This is a genomic window from Paracoccus denitrificans, from assembly GCF_900100045.1.
GTDB lineage: Bacteria > Pseudomonadota > Alphaproteobacteria > Rhodobacterales > Rhodobacteraceae > Paracoccus > Paracoccus denitrificans.
In genome coordinates, this window is sequence record NZ_FNEA01000005.1 from 170669 (window position 1) to 192689 (window position 22021).

At 68.5% G+C, this 22021-nt stretch carries 25 protein-coding genes and 1 tRNA gene; 12 read left to right on the forward strand and 14 right to left on the reverse strand.

Features of this window, described 5'->3' with window-relative positions:
* Positions 1-9: 9 nt before the first annotated feature.
* The gene (locus BLT64_RS05775) at positions 10-1167 is read right to left on the reverse strand and encodes a type III PLP-dependent enzyme (protein ID WP_041530253.1); all 1158 of its coding nucleotides are present in this window, start codon (positions 1165-1167) and stop codon (positions 10-12) included.
* Between the two features lie 139 nt (positions 1168-1306).
* Between BLT64_RS05775 and BLT64_RS05780 the strand changes: the two genes are divergently transcribed.
* Positions 1307-1738: an Lrp/AsnC family transcriptional regulator gene (locus BLT64_RS05780; RefSeq protein WP_011748606.1), complete on the forward strand. Its 432-nt coding sequence runs from the start codon at positions 1307-1309 to the stop codon at positions 1736-1738.
* On the opposite strand, the gene rsmD is transcribed toward BLT64_RS05780, so the two are convergent.
* Together rsmD and BLT64_RS05790 are read right to left on the reverse strand one after the other, a co-directional pair.
* Positions 1705-2301: a 16S rRNA (guanine(966)-N(2))-methyltransferase RsmD gene (rsmD, locus tag BLT64_RS05785; protein WP_011748607.1), complete on the reverse strand. Its 597-nt coding sequence runs from the start codon at positions 2299-2301 to the stop codon at positions 1705-1707. The genes BLT64_RS05780 and rsmD overlap by 34 nt on opposite strands.
* Positions 2298-3494, reverse strand: coding sequence for an NAD(P)/FAD-dependent oxidoreductase (locus tag BLT64_RS05790; protein WP_011748608.1), 1197 nt, complete (start codon positions 3492-3494; stop codon positions 2298-2300). Before BLT64_RS05790 ends, rsmD begins: the two co-directional genes overlap by 4 nt.
* A gap of 79 nt (positions 3495-3573) precedes the next feature.
* Between BLT64_RS05790 and BLT64_RS05795 the strand changes: the two genes are divergently transcribed.
* The gene (locus BLT64_RS05795; protein WP_041530254.1) at positions 3574-4056 is read left to right on the forward strand and encodes a peroxiredoxin; all 483 of its coding nucleotides are present in this window, start codon (positions 3574-3576) and stop codon (positions 4054-4056) included.
* Here the strand turns inward: BLT64_RS05795 and BLT64_RS05800 are convergent.
* Positions 3990-4703: a winged helix-turn-helix transcriptional regulator gene (locus BLT64_RS05800; protein WP_011748610.1), complete on the reverse strand. Its 714-nt coding sequence runs from the start codon at positions 4701-4703 to the stop codon at positions 3990-3992. The genes BLT64_RS05795 and BLT64_RS05800 overlap by 67 nt on opposite strands.
* Before the next feature lie 88 nt (positions 4704-4791).
* On the opposite strand from BLT64_RS05800, the gene BLT64_RS05805 reads away from it, so the two are divergent.
* The 6 genes from BLT64_RS05805 to BLT64_RS05825 all read left to right on the forward strand — a co-directional run bounded on the left by BLT64_RS05805 (position 4792) and on the right by BLT64_RS05825 (position 10598).
* The gene (locus BLT64_RS05805; RefSeq protein ID WP_011748611.1) at positions 4792-5148 is read left to right on the forward strand and encodes a DUF1428 domain-containing protein; all 357 of its coding nucleotides are present in this window, start codon (positions 4792-4794) and stop codon (positions 5146-5148) included.
* Between the two features lie 11 nt (positions 5149-5159).
* Entirely contained in the window at positions 5160-5606 is a 447-nt protein-coding gene (locus tag BLT64_RS27290; RefSeq protein WP_232290459.1) for a VOC family protein, read from the forward strand.
* Entirely contained in the window at positions 5606-5947 is a 342-nt protein-coding gene (locus BLT64_RS27295) for a VOC family protein (protein ID WP_232290460.1), read from the forward strand. Before BLT64_RS27290 ends, BLT64_RS27295 begins: the two co-directional genes overlap by 1 nt.
* Positions 5944-6579, forward strand: coding sequence for a YceI family protein (locus BLT64_RS05815; protein ID WP_011748613.1), 636 nt, complete (start codon positions 5944-5946; stop codon positions 6577-6579). The genes BLT64_RS27295 and BLT64_RS05815 overlap by 4 nt, the downstream gene beginning before the upstream one ends.
* A gap of 3 nt (positions 6580-6582) precedes the next feature.
* On the forward strand, positions 6583-7215 hold the full coding sequence (locus BLT64_RS05820; RefSeq protein ID WP_011748614.1) for a glutathione S-transferase family protein: 633 nt from the start codon (positions 6583-6585) through the stop codon (positions 7213-7215).
* 290 nt (positions 7216-7505) lie between these two features.
* A complete protein-coding gene (locus BLT64_RS05825; protein WP_011748615.1) occupies positions 7506-10598 on the forward strand; it encodes a valine--tRNA ligase in 3093 nt (1030 codons plus the stop codon).
* Between the two features lie 62 nt (positions 10599-10660).
* On the opposite strand, the gene BLT64_RS05830 is transcribed toward BLT64_RS05825, so the two are convergent.
* Both BLT64_RS05830 and BLT64_RS05835 read right to left on the reverse strand, forming a co-directional pair.
* Positions 10661-11353 carry a sirohydrochlorin chelatase gene (locus BLT64_RS05830; RefSeq protein ID WP_011748616.1) on the reverse strand — a complete coding sequence of 231 codons (693 nt, stop codon included), beginning with the start codon at positions 11351-11353 and terminating at the stop codon, positions 10661-10663.
* Positions 11346-11909: a DUF4202 domain-containing protein gene (locus BLT64_RS05835; protein WP_011748617.1), complete on the reverse strand. Its 564-nt coding sequence runs from the start codon at positions 11907-11909 to the stop codon at positions 11346-11348. Before BLT64_RS05835 ends, BLT64_RS05830 begins: the two co-directional genes overlap by 8 nt.
* 88 nt (positions 11910-11997) lie before the next feature.
* Between BLT64_RS05835 and BLT64_RS05840 the strand changes: the two genes are divergently transcribed.
* A complete protein-coding gene (locus tag BLT64_RS05840; protein WP_011748618.1) occupies positions 11998-12507 on the forward strand; it encodes an NnrU family protein in 510 nt (169 codons plus the stop codon).
* Here the strand turns inward: BLT64_RS05840 and BLT64_RS05845 are convergent.
* Positions 12491-13507, reverse strand: a complete 1017-nt coding sequence (locus tag BLT64_RS05845) for an NAD(P)/FAD-dependent oxidoreductase (RefSeq protein WP_011748619.1) — start codon at positions 13505-13507, stop codon at positions 12491-12493. The two genes, BLT64_RS05840 and BLT64_RS05845, sit on opposite strands and share 17 nt — an antisense overlap.
* Positions 13508-13554: 47 nt before the next feature.
* On the opposite strand from BLT64_RS05845, the gene mnmC2 reads away from it, so the two are divergent.
* Positions 13555-14211 (forward strand): tRNA (5-methylaminomethyl-2-thiouridine)(34)-methyltransferase MnmC2, encoded by a 657-nt coding sequence (gene mnmC2, locus BLT64_RS05850; RefSeq protein WP_011748620.1) that lies wholly within the window; start codon positions 13555-13557, stop codon positions 14209-14211.
* Here mnmC2 and BLT64_RS05855 read toward each other — a convergent pair.
* A complete protein-coding gene (locus BLT64_RS05855; protein WP_011748621.1) occupies positions 14208-14924 on the reverse strand; it encodes a rhomboid family intramembrane serine protease in 717 nt (238 codons plus the stop codon). The two genes, mnmC2 and BLT64_RS05855, sit on opposite strands and share 4 nt — an antisense overlap.
* Before the next feature lie 104 nt (positions 14925-15028).
* Between BLT64_RS05855 and BLT64_RS05860 the strand changes: the two genes are divergently transcribed.
* Positions 15029-16297: a 4-aminobutyrate--2-oxoglutarate transaminase gene (locus BLT64_RS05860; protein WP_011748622.1), complete on the forward strand. Its 1269-nt coding sequence runs from the start codon at positions 15029-15031 to the stop codon at positions 16295-16297.
* A 287-nt stretch (positions 16298-16584) separates the two neighbouring features.
* Here the strand turns inward: BLT64_RS05860 and BLT64_RS05865 are convergent, their stop codons facing one another.
* The 5 genes from BLT64_RS05865 to BLT64_RS05885 form a co-directional block, all read right to left on the reverse strand.
* Positions 16585-17541 carry an acetyl-CoA carboxylase carboxyltransferase subunit alpha gene (locus tag BLT64_RS05865; RefSeq protein ID WP_011748623.1) on the reverse strand — a complete coding sequence of 319 codons (957 nt, stop codon included), beginning with the start codon at positions 17539-17541 and terminating at the stop codon, positions 16585-16587.
* 68 nt (positions 17542-17609) lie between these two features.
* Positions 17610-18050 carry a molybdenum cofactor biosynthesis protein MoaE gene (locus BLT64_RS05870; protein ID WP_011748624.1) on the reverse strand — a complete coding sequence of 147 codons (441 nt, stop codon included), beginning with the start codon at positions 18048-18050 and terminating at the stop codon, positions 17610-17612.
* Between the two features lies 1 nt (position 18051).
* Positions 18052-18303, reverse strand: a complete 252-nt coding sequence (gene moaD, locus BLT64_RS05875) for a molybdopterin converting factor subunit 1 (protein ID WP_011748625.1) — start codon at positions 18301-18303, stop codon at positions 18052-18054.
* A complete protein-coding gene (gene pgsA, locus BLT64_RS05880; protein WP_011748626.1) occupies positions 18293-18922 on the reverse strand; it encodes a CDP-diacylglycerol--glycerol-3-phosphate 3-phosphatidyltransferase in 630 nt (209 codons plus the stop codon). The genes moaD and pgsA overlap by 11 nt, the downstream gene beginning before the upstream one ends.
* Before the next feature lie 59 nt (positions 18923-18981).
* Positions 18982-19422: a MerR family transcriptional regulator gene (locus BLT64_RS05885; protein WP_011748627.1), complete on the reverse strand. Its 441-nt coding sequence runs from the start codon at positions 19420-19422 to the stop codon at positions 18982-18984.
* Between the two features lie 88 nt (positions 19423-19510).
* Here BLT64_RS05885 and BLT64_RS05890 point away from each other — a divergent pair, with 88 nt between their 5' ends.
* Positions 19511-21709, forward strand: coding sequence for a heavy metal translocating P-type ATPase (locus BLT64_RS05890; RefSeq protein WP_011748628.1), 2199 nt, complete (start codon positions 19511-19513; stop codon positions 21707-21709).
* A gap of 164 nt (positions 21710-21873) precedes the next feature.
* On the opposite strand, the gene BLT64_RS05895 is transcribed toward BLT64_RS05890, so the two are convergent.
* Positions 21874-21949: transfer RNA gene (locus tag BLT64_RS05895), tRNA-Ala, on the reverse strand.
* Positions 21950-22021: the final 72 nt, after the last annotated feature.

The window sequence follows — 22021 nt, forward strand, 5'->3', positions numbered from 1 at the left end:
GATTAATGCCTATTCAAGCGCGTTCACGGTCAGGTGTGCCATCAGCCCGAAACCGTTGAATCGGGTGTTGGTGACGGTCGAATAGGCGCCGGCACCGTGGAAGATGACATAGTCGCCCTCCTGGATATTGGCCGGCAGGGTCAGTTCGCCCGGCAGTCGGTCCACCGAATCGCAGGTCGGGCCGAAGATGATGCGCGGCATCGGCTCGTCCTCGCGCGGGGTGCCCTCGGGCGTCAGCACTTGCAGCCGGTCGAGGTTGCCGACGATGGGCAGTTCGAACAGCCCGCCATAGACGCCGTCGTTCAGGAACACGTTCTGGCCGTCGCGCACCGCCTTGACGCGGGTGATCAGCGCGAAGGCATCGGCGCAAAGCCCGCGCCCGGGCTCGCAGACCAGTTGCGGCGCGTCGGTGCCGAAGGCTTCGTCGGTCACACGGCGGATCAACTGGAAGATCGCGGTCAGGTCGGGCTCGACCCCGGTCACGCGATGCGAGGGGAAGCCGCCGCCGACGTTCAGCCGCCGCGCCTTGACGCCGGCCATGGCGCAGATCTCGGCCGCGGTTGTGATGTAGCTTTCCCAGGCATGCGGATCGGTGCATTGCGTGCCCGGGTGGAAGGTCAGCGAGGGGATATAGCCGCGATCCGCCACCGCGCGCAGCAGTTCCGCCGCCAGTTCCGGCGAGGCGCCGAATTTCGAGCCGAAGTCATAGGCCGCGCCCAGCACCGGCAGCTTGAAGCGCGGCGAGATCTCGCAATTCTCGGCGGGCACGCGGACGAAAAGCTTATCCAGCTCCGAACGGCTGTCCACCGACCAGGACTTGATCCCGGCCTCGACGGCATGGGCGATCTCGGCCTGCGAACGCACGGGGTTGTGGTAATGGCGTGCCGCGTCCGGCGCCAGCCGGCCGATCAGGTCGATCTCATAGGGCGAGGCCACGTCGAAGCCCTTGACCCCGGCGGCCGAGAGGGTGCGGATCACCGCCTCGTCCGGGTTGGACTTGACCGCATAGGTGACCAGGCCCGGAAAGCCTTGCAGGAAACGCTGCGCGGCGGCGCGCAGGACCGAGGGGGCAAAGACCATCACCGGATTTTCCGGCGTCAGCCTGCGAATGATCTCGGCGGGATTGCTCCAGACGGTCTTGGGGCCGCGGCCCTCGGTCAGTCCCATCGGCATGTCCTTCCTGTGCGCGTGCGGAGTGGAAACAAGTCTGCGCCCTATGGGTTCCGATTGCTGCAATGAAAAGGGTGGAAATGGGCCGCGGCTTCGTTAATATGACGAAAAATTCGGCAAATCGACAGGTGGGCGGGTGGACGAACTTGATCGCGGGATTCTGGCCCATCTGGCGCAGGATGCGCGCATGTCCGTAGCGGTTCTGGCGCGGCGGCTCAAGGTGGCGCGCTCGACCGTGCAGGCGCGGCTGGAGCGGCTGGAAACCTCGGGCGCCATTGCCGGTTACACGCTGCGGCTGGGCGATTCCGCGCGCGAGCATCGCATCCGCGCCACCTGCCTTCTGACCATCGAGCCGCGGGCACAGGCGGCGATCCTGGCCCGGCTGCGCAGCCTGCCCGAGGTCGAGCGCATCCATACCACCAGCGGGCGCGTCGACCTTTTGCTGCAACTGGCGGCCATATCGACCAGCCAGCTTGACGATGTGCTGGATCAGATCGGCGGATTGACCGGCGTGCGCTCAAGCGAGAGCCTGATTCACCTCTCCACCAAGCTGGATCGCGCCACCTGATCGTGTCCGGCGCGCAACAATGTGACAACTGTGTCGCCATATCTGCGCTGGTCGATCTGCTCCAGCCCGGCGACCGGGCCGGGCGCGGCCGATTCCTCCCAGACCACCATGCCGCCCGGGGCGATCCAGCCGCCGGCCAGGGCCGATTCCAGCGCACGCTCGCCCAATCCCTTGCCATAGGGCGGGTCCAGGAACACCAGCCCGTAAGGCGCGCCGCGATTCTCGCCCAGCCGTGTCGCGTCGCGGCGCCAGACGTCGGTCACGCCCATGGCGCGGGCCTTTTCGATATTGGTGCGCAACAGCCCCCGCGCCGCCACGCCGTCATCGACAAAGGCCACGCGGGCAGCCCCGCGCGACAGCGCCTCGAGCCCCAGCGCGCCAGTGCCCGCGAACAGGTCCAGGACCCGCGCGCCGGGGACCGGATTGCCATGCGTGCCGTTGATGAGCAGGTTGAAGATCGATTCGCGCACCCGGTCGGTGGTCGGGCGGAGATGCGCCGCCGGATCGCCCGCACCGACCTCGGCCAGTTTCAGCCCGCGCAGGGTGCCGCCGACGATTCTCATGCCATCAGCGCCTTCAGCTCGACCGCCTCGGCCACGGCTTCGGGGCTGGGCGAGCGGCCGGCCTCGATCAGCCGCTTGCCGATCATATAGGCGCGGGCGTCGTTCAGCGCGTCCACCGCGATCAGCCGGCCGTCGCGGTAATACCAGACCGAGCCGCCATTCGCCGCGGGCCGGGTCACCACCCGGTCGTAATCCAGGTTCAGCCCGGCGATCTGCAACTTGGCGTCGAACTGGTCCGACCAGAACCACGGCTTCGGCACATAGGCGGCATCGGCGCCCAGCATGTTCGCCGCCACCGCCTCGGCCATGTCGATGGCATTGCCGACGCTTTCCAGCCGCAGCCGCCCACCCGTCACTGGAAAGCTGGCGCAATCGCCCGCCGCCCAGATCGCCGGGTCCGATGTGCGGCCAAGCGCATCCACGGCAATGCCGTTGTCGATTGCCAGCCCCGCCGCCTCGGCCAGCGCGGTCTCGGGCGCGATGCCGATGCCGCAGATCACCAGATCGGCCGACAGGCGGCGGCCGTCGGCCAGTTCCACGCCATCGGCAGCGGTTTCCCCGGTGATGCGGGCGATGCCGGTGCCCTCGACGATCCCGACGCCATGGGCACGGTGCAGGGCGCGAATCATGTCCGCGGTCTCGGGCGCGGCGACGCGGCCCAGGATGCGCGGCGCCGCCTCGACCAGCGTGACCTCCAGCCCCAGCTTGCGGGCCACCGCAGCGGCCTCCAGCCCGATATAGCCGCCGCCGATCACCACCAGACGGCGCCCGGCGACCAGCGCCGGCTGCACCCCCGCGATGTCGGCAAGGTTGCGCACCACATGCACCCCCGTCAGGTCGCCGCCCATCGTGGCGGGCAGGCGGCGGGGCGCGGCGCCCAGCGTCAGGACAAGCTGGTCATAGGGATATTCGCCGCGACCCGTCGCCACCACGCGGCGGTCGCGGTCGATGCGCGTCGCGCGTTCCCCCAGATGCAGGGCGATGCCCTGTTCGTCCCACCATTCCGGGGCGCGCAGCGTCAGCCGGTCCAGCCCCATCTCGCCCAGCAGGTAAGCCTTGGACAAGGGCGGGCGCTGATAGGGCGGCGCGGGCTCGTCGCCGATGATGGCGATGCCGCCATCATGCCCCAGCGCGCGCAGTTTCGCCGCCAGAGAGGCCGCCGCCTGCCCCGCGCCAAGGATCACGATGTTCATTCTTCGCCCTCGCTGGTTTGCCCGCGGCGCAGAGCCTATAGTCGCGCCCGGAACGATGCAATTGACGGAGGAACCGCGCATGTCCATCGCAAAAGGCGACAAGCTGCCCGAAGGCACGCTGCTGAAACTGGGCGCCAACGGCCCCGAGGAAGTGGCGGCCGCCGATCTGGCCCAGGGCCTCGTGGCGATCTTCGCCGTGCCCGGCGCCTATACGCCGACCTGCACCAACGCCCATATGCCCAGCTTCGTGAAGAATGCGGCCAACTTCCGCGACAAGGGCGTCTCGCGCCTGGTCTGCATCACGGTGAACGACCCCTTCGTCGCCGGGAAATGGGCGGCGGATACCGGCGCGACCGATGCCGGCATCGAGGTGCTGGCCGATGCCGACGGCAGCTTCACCAAGGCGCTGGGGATGAACATCCAGGGCGCGGGCTGGGTCAACGGCCGCTCGAAGCGCTATGCCATGCTGGTCAGCGACGGCACCATCGAAGAGCTTCAGGTCGAAGAAGCGCCCAGCGCCTGCTCGGTTTCCTCGGGCGAATCGCTGCTGGAACTGGTCTGAGGCTCCAGGCGGAAGAACGCCGTGAACTGCTGCGCGGCATTGCGGTCGCCGCGCAGCCCGATCAACCCTGCCGAGGCCAGGGTTACCGGCCCCGGGCCATAGACCGCAGCCGCCAGCGCATTGCCCAAGCCCTCCAGCACGAAATCCGCCTGCGGCGCCCGCGCCGCCCGGACCTGCGGCATGCCTTGGGCAGACAGCGTGACCTCGAACCCCTCCTTGCCCGAGACGAAGCCGGCACGCAGCGGTGATCCGGCGGCGGCCGCGCTGTCCACCGTGGCCGAGATCGAGATCATCAGCGCGGAAATGCTGATGAATTTCCGCGGATCGTGCCCGGGCATGACCAGCGCCCAGCGGCAAAGCTCGCGCAGCACCGGATGCAGCGCCCGGCCGGCATCGGTCAGCGCATAGACCCCCAGCACATCGTCATGCGCCACCACCCCCGCCTGCACCAACTGGGTCAGGCGCTGGGTCAGCACGCTGGCCGTGACCCCGGGCAGCCCGGCGCGGATCATCTGGAACCGCTTGGGCGCGAACATCAATTCGCGCACCACGAGCAGCGCCCAACGGTCGCCGATGAAATTCAGCGCATGGGCGCCAAGGCACCCTTCCTCATAGCGCAGTCGCGAGATCTTGCCGGTGTCAGTCATGTTTCAATATTAACAGTTGCTTTTTAATACTGCAACTGCCAGCCTGCGACTCATTGGCGCATGCGGCGCCCGATGAGGAGGAAGAGAGATGACCTACTACTCCGGTTTCCTGCTGCCGGTTCCGACGGCGAACAAGCAGAAATACATCGACATGGCCCAGGGGGCCTGGTCCATGTTCAAGCGCTATGGCGCGCTGCGCATGGTCGAGGCCTGGGGCGTGGACGTGCCCCGCGGCAAGGTCAACGACTTCTACATGTCCACCCAGGCCAAGGACGACGAGACCGTCGTGTTCTCGTGGATCGAATGGCCCGACAAGGCAACCGCGGATGCAGGCTTCGAAAAGATGATGTCCGACCCCGAGATGCAGGGACCGCCAGAGATGCCCTTCGACGGCATGCGGATGATGTGGGGCGGCTTCGAACCCATCGTGGACGAGAAAGCCTGAAGGGGGCCGTCATGTATCACGGCAAACCCTGCTGGTTCGAACTGTCCACCGCCAAGGGCGGGCTCGACGCGGCCGAGGCCTTTTATGGCAAGGTCCTTGGCTGGACGACCGCCGATTCCGGGATGGAGGGATTTACCTATCACCTGGCCAGCCATGGCGGCGACATGATCGCCGGGTTGATGGAGATGCCGGACGATTGCGCCGGCGTTCCGCCCTTCTGGATGATCTATTTCGACGTGGACGATGCCGATGCCACGGCAGCCAAGATCAAGACGCTGGGCGGCTCGGTGTTCCGCGAGCCGGCCGACATTCCCGGCACCGGGCGTTTCGCCGTGGTTACCGACCCGCAGGCCGCCACCTTCGGCGTCCTGCAACCGGCGCCGATGGACCGCAGCCCCCGGTCGAATCCGGGGCCTGGAACCAGGGCAAGGAAAGCCACGGCAACTGGATCGAGCTGATGTCCACCGATCCCGGCGCGGGCTTCGATTTCTATGCCGAGCTGTTCGGCTGGACGAAGTCCACCGCCATGGACATGGGCGAGATGGGCACCTACCAGCTGTTCGCCTGGCAGGGCACCGAGATCGGCGGCATGATGGGCCTGGGCGACGCGCCCGTGCCTTGCTGGCTGCCCTATTTCGGCGTGAACGGCATCGATGCCGCCATCGCCCGCATCCGCGACAGCGGCGGCGAGGTTCTGCACGGCCCGATCGAGGTGCCGGGGCCTGCCTTCATCGCGGTGGCGCGCGACCCGCAAGGCGCGCATTTCGCCATCGTCGGGCCCAAGGACGAAACGCCATGATCCGCGCATCCCTGATCGCGCTTGCTCTCTGGGCCGCACCCGCTGCGGCCCAGGAGGTGACGCCGGACAGCATCCCGCGCGGCCAGCAGGACTATCATGCCGCCGGCGCCGGGGCCTATCGCCTGGATCCGGCGCATTCGGCGGTGCAGGCCCGCGTGCCGCATATGGGCTTTTCGGTCAGCGTGTTCCGCTTCGGCACCGTCTCGGGCCAACTCGACTGGAACCCCGACGACCCGGGGCAAAGCAGGCTGGAAGCCGAGGTCGAGATCGCCTCGATCATGACCCCGGTCGGGGGCTTTGCCGAGATCCTGACCGGCCCGGACTATCTGGACAGCGCGACGAACCCCACCGCGCACTTCATCGCCGACAGCTTCACCGCGGAAAGCCCGACCCAGGGCACGGTGTCGGGCCAGATCACCCTGCTGGGCAAGACCCAGCCCGCCACGTTCGACGTGACCCTGATCGGTGCGGGCAAGGGCTATACCGGCGACGAGGCCGGCAATCCGGTCATCCGCGACCTGATCGGCATCCATGCCGAGACCGAGATCGACCCGCAGGCCCATGGCATGAACGCGTTCTTCACCGATCCGATCACCATCGAAATCGACGCCGAGTTCGCTCGGCAGGAGTAAGCCATGACATATGCGATCACGACCTATGATTGGGTGCCACCCTTTGCCGTCGGCTATGTCCGCGACCTGCGCATCCGCTGGGCCTGCGAGGAAGCCGGCCTGCCCTATGAAATCGAAACCACCAGCGTGCGCGAAAAGACCCCGCAGCATTTCGCGCGCCAGCCCTTCGGCCAGGTGCCGATCCTGAGGGATGGCGAATTGTCGCTGTTCGAGAGCGGCGCCATCCTGCTTTACCTGGGCGAGCGCTCCGAGGCGCTGATGCCGCGCGAGGGCGCGGCTCGCGCCGAAACGCAGCAATGGCTGATCGCCGCCCTCAACAGCCTTGAGCCGGCCGTGATGGCCATGGCGCTGGCGCGGATCTTCGACCAGGACGCCCGGGCCGAGGAACTGGCCCTGCCGCGCCTGCACGAACGCCTGGTGCAACTGGTCCCGGTGCTGGAGGGGCGGGAATTCGTCACCGCCGGCCGCTTCACCATCGCCGACCTGCTGCTGGCCGACGTGCTGCGCATCGTGGACAGCATGGGGGAACTGGCCGCCCATCCGGTCCTTGTGGCCTATATGAACCGCATGACCGCGCGCCCGGCCTTCCAGCGCGCCCATGCGGCGCAGGTCGCGCATTTCGCGCAGGCGGCGTGATGCCGGCGCTTCGGGCCTCCCGTTCGCATCCGCTTGTCGGAGGCCGCCGGTAGCGCCTTCCGGGGCCGGTGCCGCGTTCAACCTGTCGCAACCCCAGGACGCGGCGCTTTCGGAAAGTCTCTGGCCAGTGTTTCCAATGCGGGAGGATGGCGCGACGGTGCTGCCGGAAAGCGCGATGGTTCCGGCATTTTCCCTTCAAACAGGGGATTCCGGTGCGCTTCGCGAACCGGCGCCTCTTGGCCTTTCGCCCGCGCTTCGCTATCCCCTTGGCGATGCAAGGGGTAAGCGACATGGCCATGGAAAAGAACTTCGACGCGCAGGCCGCCGAGGCGCGGATCGCGCGGGAATGGGCGGCACGGAATGCCTTCGCCGCGGGCGCCAATGCGAAACCGGGGGCGGAAAGCTTCTCGGTGGTGATCCCGCCCCCGAACGTGACCGGCAGCCTGCATATCGGCCACGCGCTGAACAACACGCTGCAGGACATCCTGGTGCGCTGGCACCGGATGCGCGGCTTCGATACGCTGTGGCAGCCGGGCCAGGACCATGCCGGCATCGCCACCCAGATGGTGGTCGAGCGCCGGATGGCCGAGCGGCAGGAGCCGGGCCGCCGCGACATCGGCCGCGAGGCTTTCCTGCAAAAGGTCTGGGCCTGGAAGCAGGAATCCGGCGATACCATCATCGAGCAGCTGAAGCGCCTGGGCGCCTCTTGCGACTGGTCGCGCAACGCCTTCACCATGTCAGGCGCTCCGGGCGCTCCAGCGGGCGAGGAAGGCAATTTCCACGATGCCGTCATCAAGGTCTTCGTGGACATGTATGACAAGGGCCTGATCTATCGCGGCAAGCGGCTGGTCAACTGGGACCCGCATTTCGAGACGGCGATCAGCGACCTCGAAGTCGAGAACCGCGAGGTTCCCGGCCATATGTGGCATTTCAAGTATCCGCTGGCCGGCGGCGAGACCTATGAATATGTCGAGCGCGACGCGGACGGCAACGTCACCCTGCGCGAGATGCGCGACTATATCTCGATCGCCACCACCCGCCCCGAAACCATGCTGGGCGACGGCGCGGTCGCGGTCCACCCGGACGACGCCCGCTATGCCCCCATCGTCGGCAAGCTTTGCGAGATCCCGGTCGGGCCCAAGGAACACCGCCGCCTGATCCCGATCATCACCGACGAATATCCCGACCCGGATTTCGGCTCGGGCGCGGTCAAGATCACCGGCGCGCATGACTTCAACGACTATGCCGTCGCCATGCGCAACGAGATCCCGCTTTACGTGCTGATGGACGGCAAGGGGCGGATGCGCGCCGACGGGCTTTCCTATGAGGAAAGCGCCGAGATCGCCACCCGCGCGGCGCGGGGCGAGGATGTGGGCGACGTCTCGAACGTGAACCTGGTCCCCGAGGAACTGCGCGGCCTGGACCGCTACGAGGCGCGGGCGCGGGTGATCGAGGCGATCACCGAGGAAGGGCTGGCCGTCACCTATCTGCACAAGTCCATCGACAAGGAAACTGGCGCCGAGCACCTGGAGCGCCGCCCGCTGGTCGATGCCAAGCCGATCATGCAGCCCTTCGGCGACCGTTCCGGCGTGGTCATCGAGCCGATGCTGACCGACCAGTGGTTCGTGGACACCGCCCGCATCGTCGGTCCGGCGCTGGAGGCGGTGCGCAGCGGCGCGACGAAGATCCTGCCCGAGCAGCATGAGAAGGTCTATTTCCACTGGCTGGAGAACATCGAGCCCTGGACCATCAGCCGCCAGTTGTGGTGGGGCCACCAGATCCCGGTCTGGTATGGGCTCGACCTGCGGCTGGAAGGCCAGGTCGAGGACGACCACGACGGCGTTCTGGACGAGGTCGAGATCTTTGCCCTGCTGGAAGAGGGCCTGGTCCATCGCGACGAGATCCACCACGCGGCGGCCAGTTTCGCCGAGGTGGCCGAGCGGTTCCGCGATTCCATCGCCCAACTGCCAGTGCCACTGGAAATGGCCCGCGTGATCGAGGTCGCGGATCGCGAGGCCGCCATCGACGCCTTTGCCCAGGGGCTGGCCGATTACAACCTGACGCAGGATCCGACCAGGCTGGTCTATCCGGTCTGGCGCGACGCGGATGTGCTGGACACCTGGTTTTCCTCGGGCCTCTGGCCCATCGGGACGCTGGGCTGGCCCGAGGACACGACCGAGTTGCGCAAGTATTTCCCGACCTCGGTGCTGGTGACGGGCTTCGACATCATCTTCTTCTGGGTGGCCCGAATGATGATGATGCAACTGGCCGTGGTCGGGCAGGTGCCCTTCCGCACCGTCTATGTCCACGGGCTGGTGCGCGACGAAAAGGGCGCCAAGATGTCGAAGTCGAAAGGCAACGTCATCGACCCGCTGACCCTGATCGACGAATATGGCGCCGACGCGCTGCGCTTTACCCTGACCAGCATGGCCGCGATGGGCCGCGATCCCAAGCTGGGGCCGAAGCATGTCGAGGCGAACCGCAATTTCGTCACCAAGATCTGGAACGCCACCCGCTTTGCCGAGATGAACGGCGTTCGCGGCGGGGGCGCGCGACCCGAGCCGCAGCATGTGGTGAACCGCTGGATCATCGGCGAGCTTGCCCGCATCCGGCAGGCGACCGACGAGGCGCTGGAAACATTCCGCTTCAACGATGCGGCGACGGGGCTTTACGCCTTTGTCTGGGGCAAGGTCTGCGACTGGTATGTCGAGTTCTCGAAGCCGCTCTTCGACGGCGAGTATCGCGAGGAAACCCAGGCCACCATGGGCTGGGTGCTGGACCAGTGCTATACCTTGCTGCACCCGATCATGCCCTTCGTCACCGAAGAACTTTGGGCGCTGACCGGGGATCGCGAGCGGATGCTGGTGCATGGCGACTGGCCCGCCTATGGCGCCGAGTTGATCGACGCGGATGCCGACCGGCAGATGAACTGGGTGATTGCGCTCATCGAGAACATCCGCTCGGCCCGCGCCCAGATCGGCGTGCCGGCCGGCGCCCGCCCCGACCTGCTCGTGACCCAGGCGGATGCCGCCGCCCGGGCGGCCCTTGCCGCCAACGGCCCGCTGATCGAGCGCCTGGCGCGCGTGAACCCGCCGCAGGACGGCGCGATGGGGCCAGGCATGATCTCGGTCGCCGCACTGGGGGCAAGCTTTGCCCTGCCGGTCGGCGAGATGATCGACGTGGGTGCCGAAACCGCGCGGCTGGAGAAGGCGGCAGGCAAGACCGAAAAGGACGCCTCGGGCCTGCGCGGGCGGCTGGCCAACCCCCGATTCGTCGAGAATGCCGAACCCGAGGTCATCGAGGAGACCCGCGAGAAGCTTGCCGCGCTGGAGGACGACCTGGCCCGCATCCGGGCGGCGTTGGCGCAGTTGGCGGCGATGTGACCCTTGGCTTTTGCGCCCCTGCCGATGGCGCGGTCGCATGAGTATTTGGAGAACAGAGAAGTTCAGGGCCGCTTGGGAAGGGCGGCCTTGATGCTTTCGGCGATCATGGCCGGAACCTCGGGGGCAAGGCCGACCGGAGGCAGGACGAGGCCGCGAAAGCCTGCATCGGCAAGTGCCGTGGGCAGGTCGTCGGTGACGTGATCGGCCTGGGTGGCGAAAAGCGGCAGGCAGATCGTCTGCGCAGGCAGGTCGCGGGCGGCCTCGGCGATATGGGGCGGTTCCTCGATGAAGCCGCAACTCGCGGCGCCGACATGGGGGGCGAGGCCGGCGGCGATCCGGCGCGCCGCCTCGGAGGGCGCGCGCGAGCGGCCGGAGCCATGGGCGGCGACCAGCAGCCGGGTTTCAGCAAGGGGCCAGCCCTGCGTCTCGGCCGCCTTGGCGACCAGGGCGAGGCAAAGCGCGGGCAGGCCGGGATCGGCTCCGAAGGGCGGCAGGATGCGGGCCTGCGGCGCACCGGCAAGCGCCAGGCGGCTGGGCAGTTCGCTGCGGGTGAACCAGCCCGTCGCCATGAACATCGGATAGATCAGCGTCTCGTCATCGGCGAGGTCCAGCGCGCCGGGCATGGCCAGCGTCGCGCCCCTGACCAGCGCCTGCGGCACCAAGGCGTCGACGCGGGCGGCCAGGGACTCGACGGCCTGTTGCTGCGGGACGGGGTCGCCGGGCTGGCCATGGGCGACGACCAGCACCTTATGCACGGAAAGCGGCGGAGAAGGGTTCGGGGATGGCGAATTCCTCCAGCACCCGGACGCGGGCCATGGCGGACATCTTGCGCGCGGTCTTTTCCACGATGCGCTGCAATTCCTCCGCGTCGCGGCCCTCGGCGAAGGGGCCCATATACCAGCGGATGAAGGTGAAGCAGGCCACGTCCTCGAGCGCCTGCACCTCGTCGTCGCGCTTGATGCCCTGCTTGGTCAGCATCCTTTCGGCATGGGCGACGTCCTCGTCGCCATAGCCGGCCTCGCGCATGATCGCCGCGATACGGACGGCATGGCGCCGTCCCTGTTCGGTGCGCCATGCCAGATAGCCGGCGCGGTCCATCGGATAGGCGTTGCGGGGCAGCAGGAAACGCTCGACATGCTGGCCGCGGCAGGCGATGCGCAGCGGCTCCGAGGCGTCGGGGTAAAGCGCCTGCTGCTCGGCCGTCATGCGCTGGCCGTAGAGCAGCGCCTCGGGCTGACCGTCGGGGCCGAGATGCGGGTCGGCGGAATTGGCCTTGTCGATGGCGTCGAAAGCTTTCTGAAGGCGGGTCATGTCGTCCTCGTTTTGCGCCATCATGCCGCAGCAGCGCGCGGCGTCAACGCGGATTGCCGTCGCACGGGCGCAAGGCTAGGCTTTCGGCATGGAATGGGGCGAATTCGCATTGGCGCTGGCGGCCTTTCTGGGCTCGCATGTCATCCCGGCGCGGCTGCGCGGGCCGCTGGTCGCACGGCTGGGCAAGGCGGGCTATATCGCCGGCTACAGCCTGCTGTCGCTGGCGCTGCTTTACTGGCTGATCCTGGCCGCGGGCCGGGCGCCCTTTGTCGAGATATGGCCGCAGGAGCCGTGGATGCGCTGGCTGGTCAACCTGGCCATGCCCGTGGCGGTGTTGGCGGCGGCCATCGGGGGCATGGCCGGGCTGATGGCCGGCTTCACGCTGTGGGGCGCGGCGCATCTGGTTGCGAACGGCGACCTGGCGCATGTCGTGCTGTTCGGGCTCTTGCTGCTTTACGCGGGTTTCGGCCTGGCGATCAGCCTGCGGCGGGGCGTCGCGCTGCGGCCGACATGGCCGCGCCTCGCGGCCGCCGTGCTGGTCTGGGCGGCGCTTTTGCATCTGCATCTGCCGGTGATCGGGGTCAGCCCCCTGCCCTGAGTTCGGGGCGAAAGTCCCGGGGGATGGTATCGCGGCCCTCAAGGATCAGGTCGGCCAGCATCCCGGCACAGGCTGGCGCCATCGCCAGGCCGATCTTGAAGCCGCCGTTGGCGACGTAATGGCCGGGCCGTCCCGGCCAAGGGCCGACCAGCGGCGCACGGGATGCGGCGCGCGGCCGGATGCCGGCCCAGCGGTCGACCACCGGCGCGTCCCGCAGCACCGGGCAAAGCGCGCGGGCCTTGTCGATCAGCGCCTCCAACTGGCCGTCCGTGCCCAGATCCGCCACATCGCGCTCGGAGGTCGAGCCGATGGCCACCGTCCCGTCGGCATGGGGCACGACATGCAGGCCGTCGGCAAAGGCCTGCGGCGCGTCGGGCAGGTCCATCGCCAGGAGCGCCGACTGGCCCTTGATGCCATTGCCGCCGAAGGGCGCAAGCCCCGCCACCCCGGTCGCCCAGATCGCGGGCGTATCGGGCGCGGCCTGCCCCTCGACGATCTCGCCGCCTTGGGCGCGGATCGCAGCCGCCAGCGCCGCACCGGCGCGGCGCGGGCTGATCCGCGCGGTCAGCCGATCCACCAGCCAGAGCCCCGAGGCCGAGGCCGGCACCAGCGGCCCCAGCGGCGCATCGGTCAGTTCCATCCCCGCCCATGCCGGCCAATGCGCCTGGGCGGCCTCGACGCGCTCGGCCATGCGCGCCTGGGCACCCTCGGGCACGGGCTGGATGCGGCCGGTGCGGGCATAGCCGGGATCGACGCCCCCCGCCGCCCCGACCTCGGCCCACCAGCCGGCTGCCGCGATCAGGGCGTCCATCTGCACCTGCTTCTTGGCGTTCCAGTTTTCCGGTGCGTGCGGGGCCAGCGCGCCGACATGGCCGCCCGAGGCGCCGGCGCCGATCCGCACCGCCTCGAACAGCCGCACCTTCCGGCCGCGCCGCGTCAATTCCCACGCGCAGGCAAGGCCGAAGATCCCGCCGCCCGCCACCGTGATTTCGCTTGCCATCTGGTCCCTTTCGCCGCATCTGCCGCTGCAAAGAGGAGTTAGCGCGAATGCAGCGGCCCGACCAGAGCAGCGCCGATCTGGACTGGCGCGACGAGGCGATCCCCGTCTCGCGCCGTTTCGACGACCCCTATTTCAGCCTGAACGGCGGGCTGGACGAGACGCGCCATGTCTTCCTGGCCGGCAACGACCTGCCCCAGCGGCTGCAGCCCGGCTTTCATGTCGCGGAACTGGGCTTCGGCACCGGGCTGAACCTGCTGGCGCTGGCGCAAATCGCCATGGTGCCGATCCGCTTCACCAGTTTCGAAGCCTTCCCGATGAGCGTCGCAGAGCTTGCGCGCGCCCATGCCGCCTTTCCCGAACTGGAACCGCTGGCGCGGCAGTTGCGCGACGAATGGCCGCAACGGCGCTTCACCCTGGGCACGGTCGCGGCCGAGATCGTCGAGGCCGACGCCCGCGAGGCGCTGCCCCGCTGGGATGGCCGCGCCGATGCCTGGTTCCTCGACGGTTTCTCGCCCGCCAAGAACCCCGAGCTTTGGGGCGAGGCGCTGATGGCCGAGGTGGCGGCCCATACCACGCCCGGCGGCACGTTCGCGACCTATACTGCGGCGGGCCACGTGCGGCGGGCGCTGGCGGCGGCGGGCTTCACGGTCAGCCGCGCCCCGGGCTTCGCCGGCAAGCGCCACATGAGCCGCGGCCGGCTCTAGCGCCGCACCCGCGGGACGCGCGAGGGGGCATAGGTCGGTGCATGCGGCGGCCGGCCATGGGTGCGCGACCAGAAGCCCGGCCCGCCCCGGCGCAGAAAGACCGGCACAGCCAGGACGACCCCGGCCAGGAAACCGGCGGCATGGGCGACATAGGCCACGCCGTCATCGACCACGATGGCGCTCGACAAAAGCTGGATGCCGAACCAGGCCAGCAGCAGCACCCAGGCCGGCATGGTAAAGCGGCGGATGATGACGAAGATGATGGCGATCACGTCGACGCGCGCACGCGGAAACATCAACAGATAGCCGCCCATCACCCCGGCGATGGCGCCCGAGGCACCGACCATGGGGATGTCGCTCATCGGGTCGGTGGCGAACTGGCCCGCCGCCGCCGCCAACCCGCAGGCGAGGTAGAAGACCAGAAAGCCGAGCCGGCCCATCTGGTCCTCCAGATTGTCGCCAAAGACCCACAGGAACAGCATGTTGCCGGCAAGATGCAGGATCCCGGCATGCAGGAACATATGCGTCGCCAACCCCCACAGCCAGTCGCCATGCGCGACGGCCACGGGATAAAGCGCCAGCCGGTGCCACAACTCGACCTGCCCGCCCGCCCAGGGCATGGTGATCAGGAACATCGCCACGTTCAGCACGATCAGCGCATGGGTGACATAGGGCGTGCGCTCGGAGGGATTGTGGTCGCGGATCGGGAACATGGCCACAGCCTGAAGCATCGCATGGGCGCGCGCAAGCGGGCCTGTTCGGATCGGCGGGCCGCGTATAGCATCGGCACCGAATCGCATCGAGAAGGGGCCCAGGGATGACCAGCCTGACCGACCGCAAGAACGCCGCCATCTCGCGCGGCGTCGGCATGACCACGCAGATCTATGCCGAACGCGCCGAGAATGCCGAGATCTGGGACAAGGATGGCAACCGCTATATCGACTTCGCCGCCGGCATCGCCGTGGTCAATACCGGCCACCGCCATCCGCGCGTCGTCGAGGCAGTCAAGGCGCAGCTCGACCGCTTCACCCATACCTGCCACCAGGTCGTGCCCTATGAGAACTACGTCGCGCTGGCCGAACGGCTGAACCGGCTCGTCCCCGGCAACGGCCCGAAAAAGACCGCCTTCTACACCACCGGCGCCGAGGCGGTCGAGAACGCGGTCAAGATCGCCCGCCACCATACCGGCCGCGCCGGCATCATCGCCTTTGCCGGCGGCTTTCACGGCCGCACCTTCCTGGGCATGTCGCTGACCGGCAAGGTCCAGCCCTACAAGGCCGGGTTCGGGCCGATGATGAACGACATCTGGCACCTGCCCTTCCCCAACGCATTGCACGGCGTGACGGCGGACGAGGCGCTGGCCGCACTCGACCGGCTGTTCAAGGCCGATATCGACCCCTCGCGCGTCGCCGCCATCATCGTCGAGCCGGTGCAGGGCGAGGGCGGCTTCTACGAGGCGCCGCCGGGCTTCATGCAGCGCCTGCGCCAGATCTGCGACCAGTATTCCATCCTGCTGATCGCCGACGAGGTGCAGACCGGCTTTGCCCGCACCGGCAAGCTGTTCGCCATGGAGCATCACGGCGTGGCGGCCGACCTGACCACCATGGCCAAGGGGCTGGGCGGCGGGCTGCCGATCAGTGCCGTCACCGGCCGCGCCGATGTCATGGACAGCCCCGCACCCGGGGGACTGGGCGGCACCTATGCCGGCAATCCGCTGGCCGTCGCCGCTGCCCATGCCGTTCTGGACGTGATCGAGGACGAAGGGCTTTGCGAACGCGCCACCCGCCTCGGCCAGCGGCTGAAGCAGCGCCTGGCCGGCATCGCCGAAACTGTTCCCGAGATCGTCGACATCCGCGGCCCCGGCTTCATGAACGCGGTCGAGTTCAACACCGCCGGCAGCGACAAGCCCAGCGCCGATTTCGCCAACCGCGTGCGGGAAGAGGCGCTCAAGCGCAACCTGATCCTGCTGACCTGCGGCGTCCACGGCAACGTGATCCGCTTCCTCGCGCCGCTGACCATCCAGGACACGGTCTTCGACGAGGCGCTCGACATCCTCGAGGACTCGATCCAGGCCGCCCGCAACTGAACGCGCGCTTTCGCCGTTCCGCAAATACTCCTGCAGCCGTGCGCGTGGGAAGCGTCGCTTGGGTATTTGGAAAACGGAAAGAGCCGCCACGCAAACCGCGGCGCGCCCGACGCTTCTTCGTCCCCACGATACCAATGCGGCAGCGCGGCCAGCACCGTCGCATGGGTTATTCGAGCAACAGAAAAGGCGCGAAGGCCCGGCCCCGGATCCTGGCGAAACCGGGCCGGGCAGCGTCGTTCGTCTTATTTCCGTTTCTTAAATACCCATGCGAGGGCGCGGCTGGGCGCTCAGCCCAAGGCCTTCGAGCCCATGGCCAGGAATTTCTGCCGGCGATCCTTGATCAGTTCGGCGGGCTTCTTGCCGGCCAGCTCGCCCAGCATGGCGGCAATCGCCTCGCCCACCGCCGCGATGGCCTCGGCGGGCGCGCGTTGCGCGCCGCCCACCGGCTCGGAAATGATGCGGTCGATCACCTCCAGCTTCTTCAGGTCCTGCGCGGTCAGCTTCAGCGCATGGGCCGCCTCGCGCATCTTCTCGGCATCCTTCCACAGGATCGAGGCGCAGCCCTCGGGCGAGATCACCGAATAGATCGAATGTTCCAGCATCGCGATGCGGTTCGCGGTGGCAAAGGCCACGGCCCCGCCCGAGCCGCCCTCGCCGATCACGACCGAGACCAGCGGCACGCTGATCTGCAGGCATTTCTCGGTCGAGCGGGCAATGGCCTCGGATTGGCCGCGTTCCTCGGCGCCCTTGCCGGGATAGGCGCCGGGCGTGTCGACCAGGGTGATCACCGGCAGGCGGAAGCGGTCGGCGACATCCATCAGCCGGATCGCCTTGCGATAGCCCTCGGGCCGGGCCATGCCGAAATTGTGAAAGATGCGCGACTTGGTGTCGTTGCCCTTTTCATGGCCGATGACGACGCAGGGCTGGTCCTTGAACCGCGCCAGCCCGCCCATGACCGCATGATCCTCGCCAAAGGCACGGTCGCCGGCCAGGGGGGTGTATTCGGTGAAAAGCGCCTCGACGTAATCGCGGCAATGCGGCCGTTCCGGGTGGCGGGCGACCTGCGTCTTGCGCCAGGGATCGAGCTGCTTGTAGAGGTCGCGCAGCATCTCCTCGGCCTTGCGGTCCAGCGCCGCCGCCTCCTTCTCCAGATCGACGCCTTCGCCCTTTCGGGCCAGTGCCCGCAGTTCCTCGGCCTTGCCCTCAAGATCGGCAAGGGGCTTTTCGAACTCCAGGTAAGTCATTCAGGGCTCCGCGCTGTCATCCGGTCTGGTTGCGGTCTATATGCTTGCGGCAGGCCCGGATTGCAACGTCAGCCTTGCCACCGCGACAACGCATCCTCATCCTCGGCGCGGGCGTCGACCCAGGCGCCGGGGCCATCCGGGCCGATCTCGCGCTTCCAGAAGGGCGCGCGGGATTTCAGCCAGTCCATCAGGTATTCCGCCGCCTCGAAGGCCGCCGCGCGATGGCGGGCGGCGGTGGCGACCATCATGATCGGCTCGCCCGCCGCCAGCCGGCCATGGCGATGCAGGATACGCCAGCCGTCCAGCCCGAAGCGCCGCGCCGCCTCTTCGCCATAGGCTTGCAGCGCCTTTTCGGTCATGCCGGGGTAATGCTCGATCTCAAGCGCCACCAACCGGCCGCCTTCGTCGCGCACGAGGCCGGTGAAGGTCACGACGGCCCCCGAGCCCTGGCCGAAACCGGCCAGTTCGGCGGCCAGGTCGAAAGGCGCGCTCTGGACCCGGGCCGACATCTCAGCCCCCGGTCATCGGCGGAAAGAAGGCCACCTCGCGCACTCCGGCCAGGGGCGCGTCCAAATCGGCCAGTTCCTGATCGACCGCGACGCGCACCGCCGAAAGATCGGCCAGCGCCGCGGCGTGCCATTCGTCCATGGCGGAAAGTTGCGCGACCAGTTCGCGCACGGTCGCCGCCTCGGTCTCGATCCGCTCGCGCGGGTGGCCGATGCGTTCGCGCAGCCAGGCGAAGTAAAGCACGTCAAGCGCCATGGTCGTCCCTCAGGAAAGGCCGGGCCTTGGTGAAATAGTCCCAGCCGGTGATCGCGGTCAGCACCGCCGCGATCCAGACCAGCACCAGCCCGGCCTGCGTCGCCAGATCCGACCAGCTGTCGGACCAGGGCAGGCTGGTCTCGCCCACCAGCGGCGGGTGGCCGGTTTCATAATAATTCAGCCCGGTGCCCAGGAAAAGCACGGCGATGGCCACCATCTGCGCCGTGGTCTTCCACTTGGCAAGCTTCGTGACCTTCAGCAGCCGGGCCTTGTCGCCCAGGAACTCCCGCAGGCCCGAGACGAAGACCTCGCGGAACAGGATCACCGTCGCGGGCAGGATCAGCCAGGGATTCATGCCCGAATAGCCGGTGATGACCACCACGGCGATGATGACCATCGCCTTGTCGGCAATCGGGTCCATGGCGGCGCCGAAGCGGCTTTCCTGCCCCCAGGCACGGGCCAGATAGCCGTCGAACCAATCGGTCACGGCGGCGATCAGGAACAGCGCCAGCGCCGCGAAGTCGGCAAAGGGCCGGCTGAGGAAAAAGAACATCAGCGGAACCAGCGGCGCGGCCGCAAGTCGCAGAACGGTGAGGAAATTGGGCAAGGTCCAGCGCATGGGGGCAATCTAGGCTTTCGGCGCGGCGGGGGGAAGAGGCGACCGGGGCAGACGTGCCGCTAGGCCGGATGGCCCGCCTCGGCCGCGCCATGGTCATGGGCGCAAAGCCCGTGGTCGCCCAGCACCTCGATGACCCGGCAATCGGCGATGGTGCCGCTGGCGCAATGGTCCAGCATGCGCTGCAATGCGTCGCGCAGCGCCGCCAGCCGGGCCATCCTGGCCTCGACCACCGCAAGCTGGCGCCGGGCGATTTCGTCGGCGGCGGCGCAGGACTGGCCCGGACGGTCCGACAGGCTGAGCAGCTCGCGGATCGCCTCCAGCGGAAAGCCCAGGTCGCGGGCATGGCGGATGAAGGCCAGCCGCTCCAGCGTGCCTTGCGTGTAAAGCCGCTGGTTGCCCGCCGTCCGCTCGGGCTCGGGCAAAAGGCCGATCTGCTCGTAATAGCGGATGGTCGGGACCTTGACGCCGGTGGCCTTGGCCAGCCTGCCGATCGGGAACATGAGAAACCCCTTGAAGCTCTAGTCGCTAGAGGAATTAGGGTCCCGAATCATCGAAGACAAGGCCCGTCGCGCGGGCAGGAGAAGGGTGATGAGCGCAGAACAGGCACAACGGCACGAATGGACGGTGACGGGCATGGATTGCGCGTCCTGCAGCGCCAAGGTGACACGGGCGGTCGAGCGGCTGCCCGGCGTAGGCGAGGTCCGCGTCGCGCTGATGGCCGAGCGGCTGTCGCTGACCCTGGAGCCCGGCACCACCGGCCGCGACGAGATCGAGGGCGTGGTGCGCAAGCTGGGCTACGGCATTGCGCCCAAGGGGCAGCAGGCGCCGCGCAGGAAAGCCTTGGTGCTGCCGGACGCGCCGCCGCCCTCGGCCGAAGCCGCGGCGCAGCCCTCCCGCCACGACCATGATGCCGGGGGCGAAAGCTGGTATCGGACAGGCAAGGGCCGGCTGGTGATCCTGACCGGAGTGTTGCTGGCGGCGGCATGGGGCCTTGAGCTTCTGACCTCGACCGAGACGGGCTATTGGGCCTTTCTCGCCGCTTGCCTGATCGGTGTCGCCCCGGTTGCAAGGCGCGCCTGGGCCGCGCTGCGCATGGGCCAGCCCTTTACCATCGAGGCGCTGATGACCATGGCCGCCATCGGCGCGTTGTTCATCGGCGCGGCGGAAGAGGCGGCGCTGGTGGTCTTTCTGTTCGCCCTGGGCGAGGTGCTGGAGGGCGTCGCCGCCGGCAAGGCCCGCGACGGCATCAGGGCTCTGGCCGATCTGGTGCCCAAGACCGCGCTGCTGGAGATCGACGGCGCCACCCGCGAGATTTCCGCCGACCGGCTGGAGATCGGCCAGACCGTGCTGGTCCGTCCCGGCGACCGCATCCCCGCCGACGGCGAGATCGTCGACGGCATCGGCGGCGTGGACGAAAGCCCGGTGACCGGCGAAAGCGTGCCCCGCACCCGCGGGCCGGGCGAGCCGGTCTTTGCCGGCTCGATCAATGCCGAGGCCACGCTGCGCATCCGCGTGACCCGGGAACCCGCCGACAACACCATCGCCCGCATCATCCGCCTGGTCGAGGAGGCCGAGGAGGCCCGCGCCCCGACCGAGCGCTTCATCGACCGTTTCAGCCGCTGGTACATGCCGGCCGTGGTCGCCGTCGCGGCGCTGGTCATGCTGGTGCCGCCCCTGGGCTTCGGCGCGGATTGGGACACCTGGGTCTATCGCGGGCTGGCGCTGCTGCTGATCGGCTGTCCCTGCGCGCTGGTGATCTCGGTCCCGGCCTCGATCGCCTCGGCGCTGTCGGCGGGGGCGCGGCGGGGCCTGCTGATGAAGGGCGGCGCGGTGATCGAGGCTGCGGCCGGCATCCGCCATGTCGCCCTGGACAAGACCGGCACGCTGACCCGCGGCCGGCCGGCGGTGGTGCGTATCCTGCCCGCCCCCGGCATCGGCGAGGCCGTGCTGCTGGCCACCGCCGCCGGCGTCGAGGCCGGGTCCGGCCACCCGCTCGCGCAAGCCATCCTGCACCGGGCGGCCGAGGCGGGGATCGCGCCGCCGCCGGCCCGCGCAGCCCGCGCCCTGCCCGGCCAGGGGGTCGAGGCCGTGCTGGGCGAAAGCCGCGCCTGGGTCGTCTCGCCCCGACATGCCGCCACGCTGGGCGGGCTTCACGATGCCGGCGCGGCCGAGGCGCTGGAGGCCGAGGGCATGACGGTGGTCGCCGTGCTTGACGAGCACCGGCCACTGGGCCTGATCGCTCTGCGCGACGAGCCGCGCCCCGACGCAGCCGAGGCGATGCGACAGCTAAGGGCCATGGGCATCGAGGCGACCATGCTGACCGGCGACAACCCCCGCACCGCCCAGGCCATCGCCGGCACGCTGGGGATCGGTTTCCAGGCCGCGATGTTGCCTGCCGACAAGCTGGCGGCGATTCGCGAGATGGCTGCACAGGGCGGAGTCATGATGATCGGCGACGGCATCAACGACGCGCCGGCGCTGAAACAGGCCAGCGTCGGCGTCGCCATGGGTTCGGGCACGGATGTGGCGCTGGAGACGGCGGATGCGGCGATCCTGCGCGACCGGGTGGCGGACGTGCCCGCGCTGATCCGGCTGGCGCGGGCGACGATGGGCAACATCCGCCAGAACGTCGCCATCGCGCTGGGTCTGAAGGCGGTGTTCCTGGTGACCTCGGTGCTGGGCATCACCGGGCTGTGGATCGCGATCCTTGCCGATACCGGAGCGACGGTGCTGGTGACGCTGAACGCGCTGCGCCTGCTGGGCCACGACCCCGGCAAGGTGGGCTGAGCCGCGACGACGGGCCGCCCCGGATCGGCGCGCCGACCGGGCGATGCGGGGCGCCTCTTAGGATTCCACGCAGAAGGCAACAAGGCACTCGGCGTTTGGATGGGCTCAGGCCACACGGACAAGCCCATGCCGAAGCATCTGAAAGTGCAGTTCTTGGGATTTCCTGGTGGAGCCGAGGGGAATCGAACCCCTGGCCTCATCATTGCGAACGATGCGCTCTACCAACTGAGCTACGGCCCCATCGGCGTGCTATCTCGCCGAAGCGTCGGGGCTTGTCAAGGCCGCATTCGCGGCTTTTCGCAAGCCCCCGCA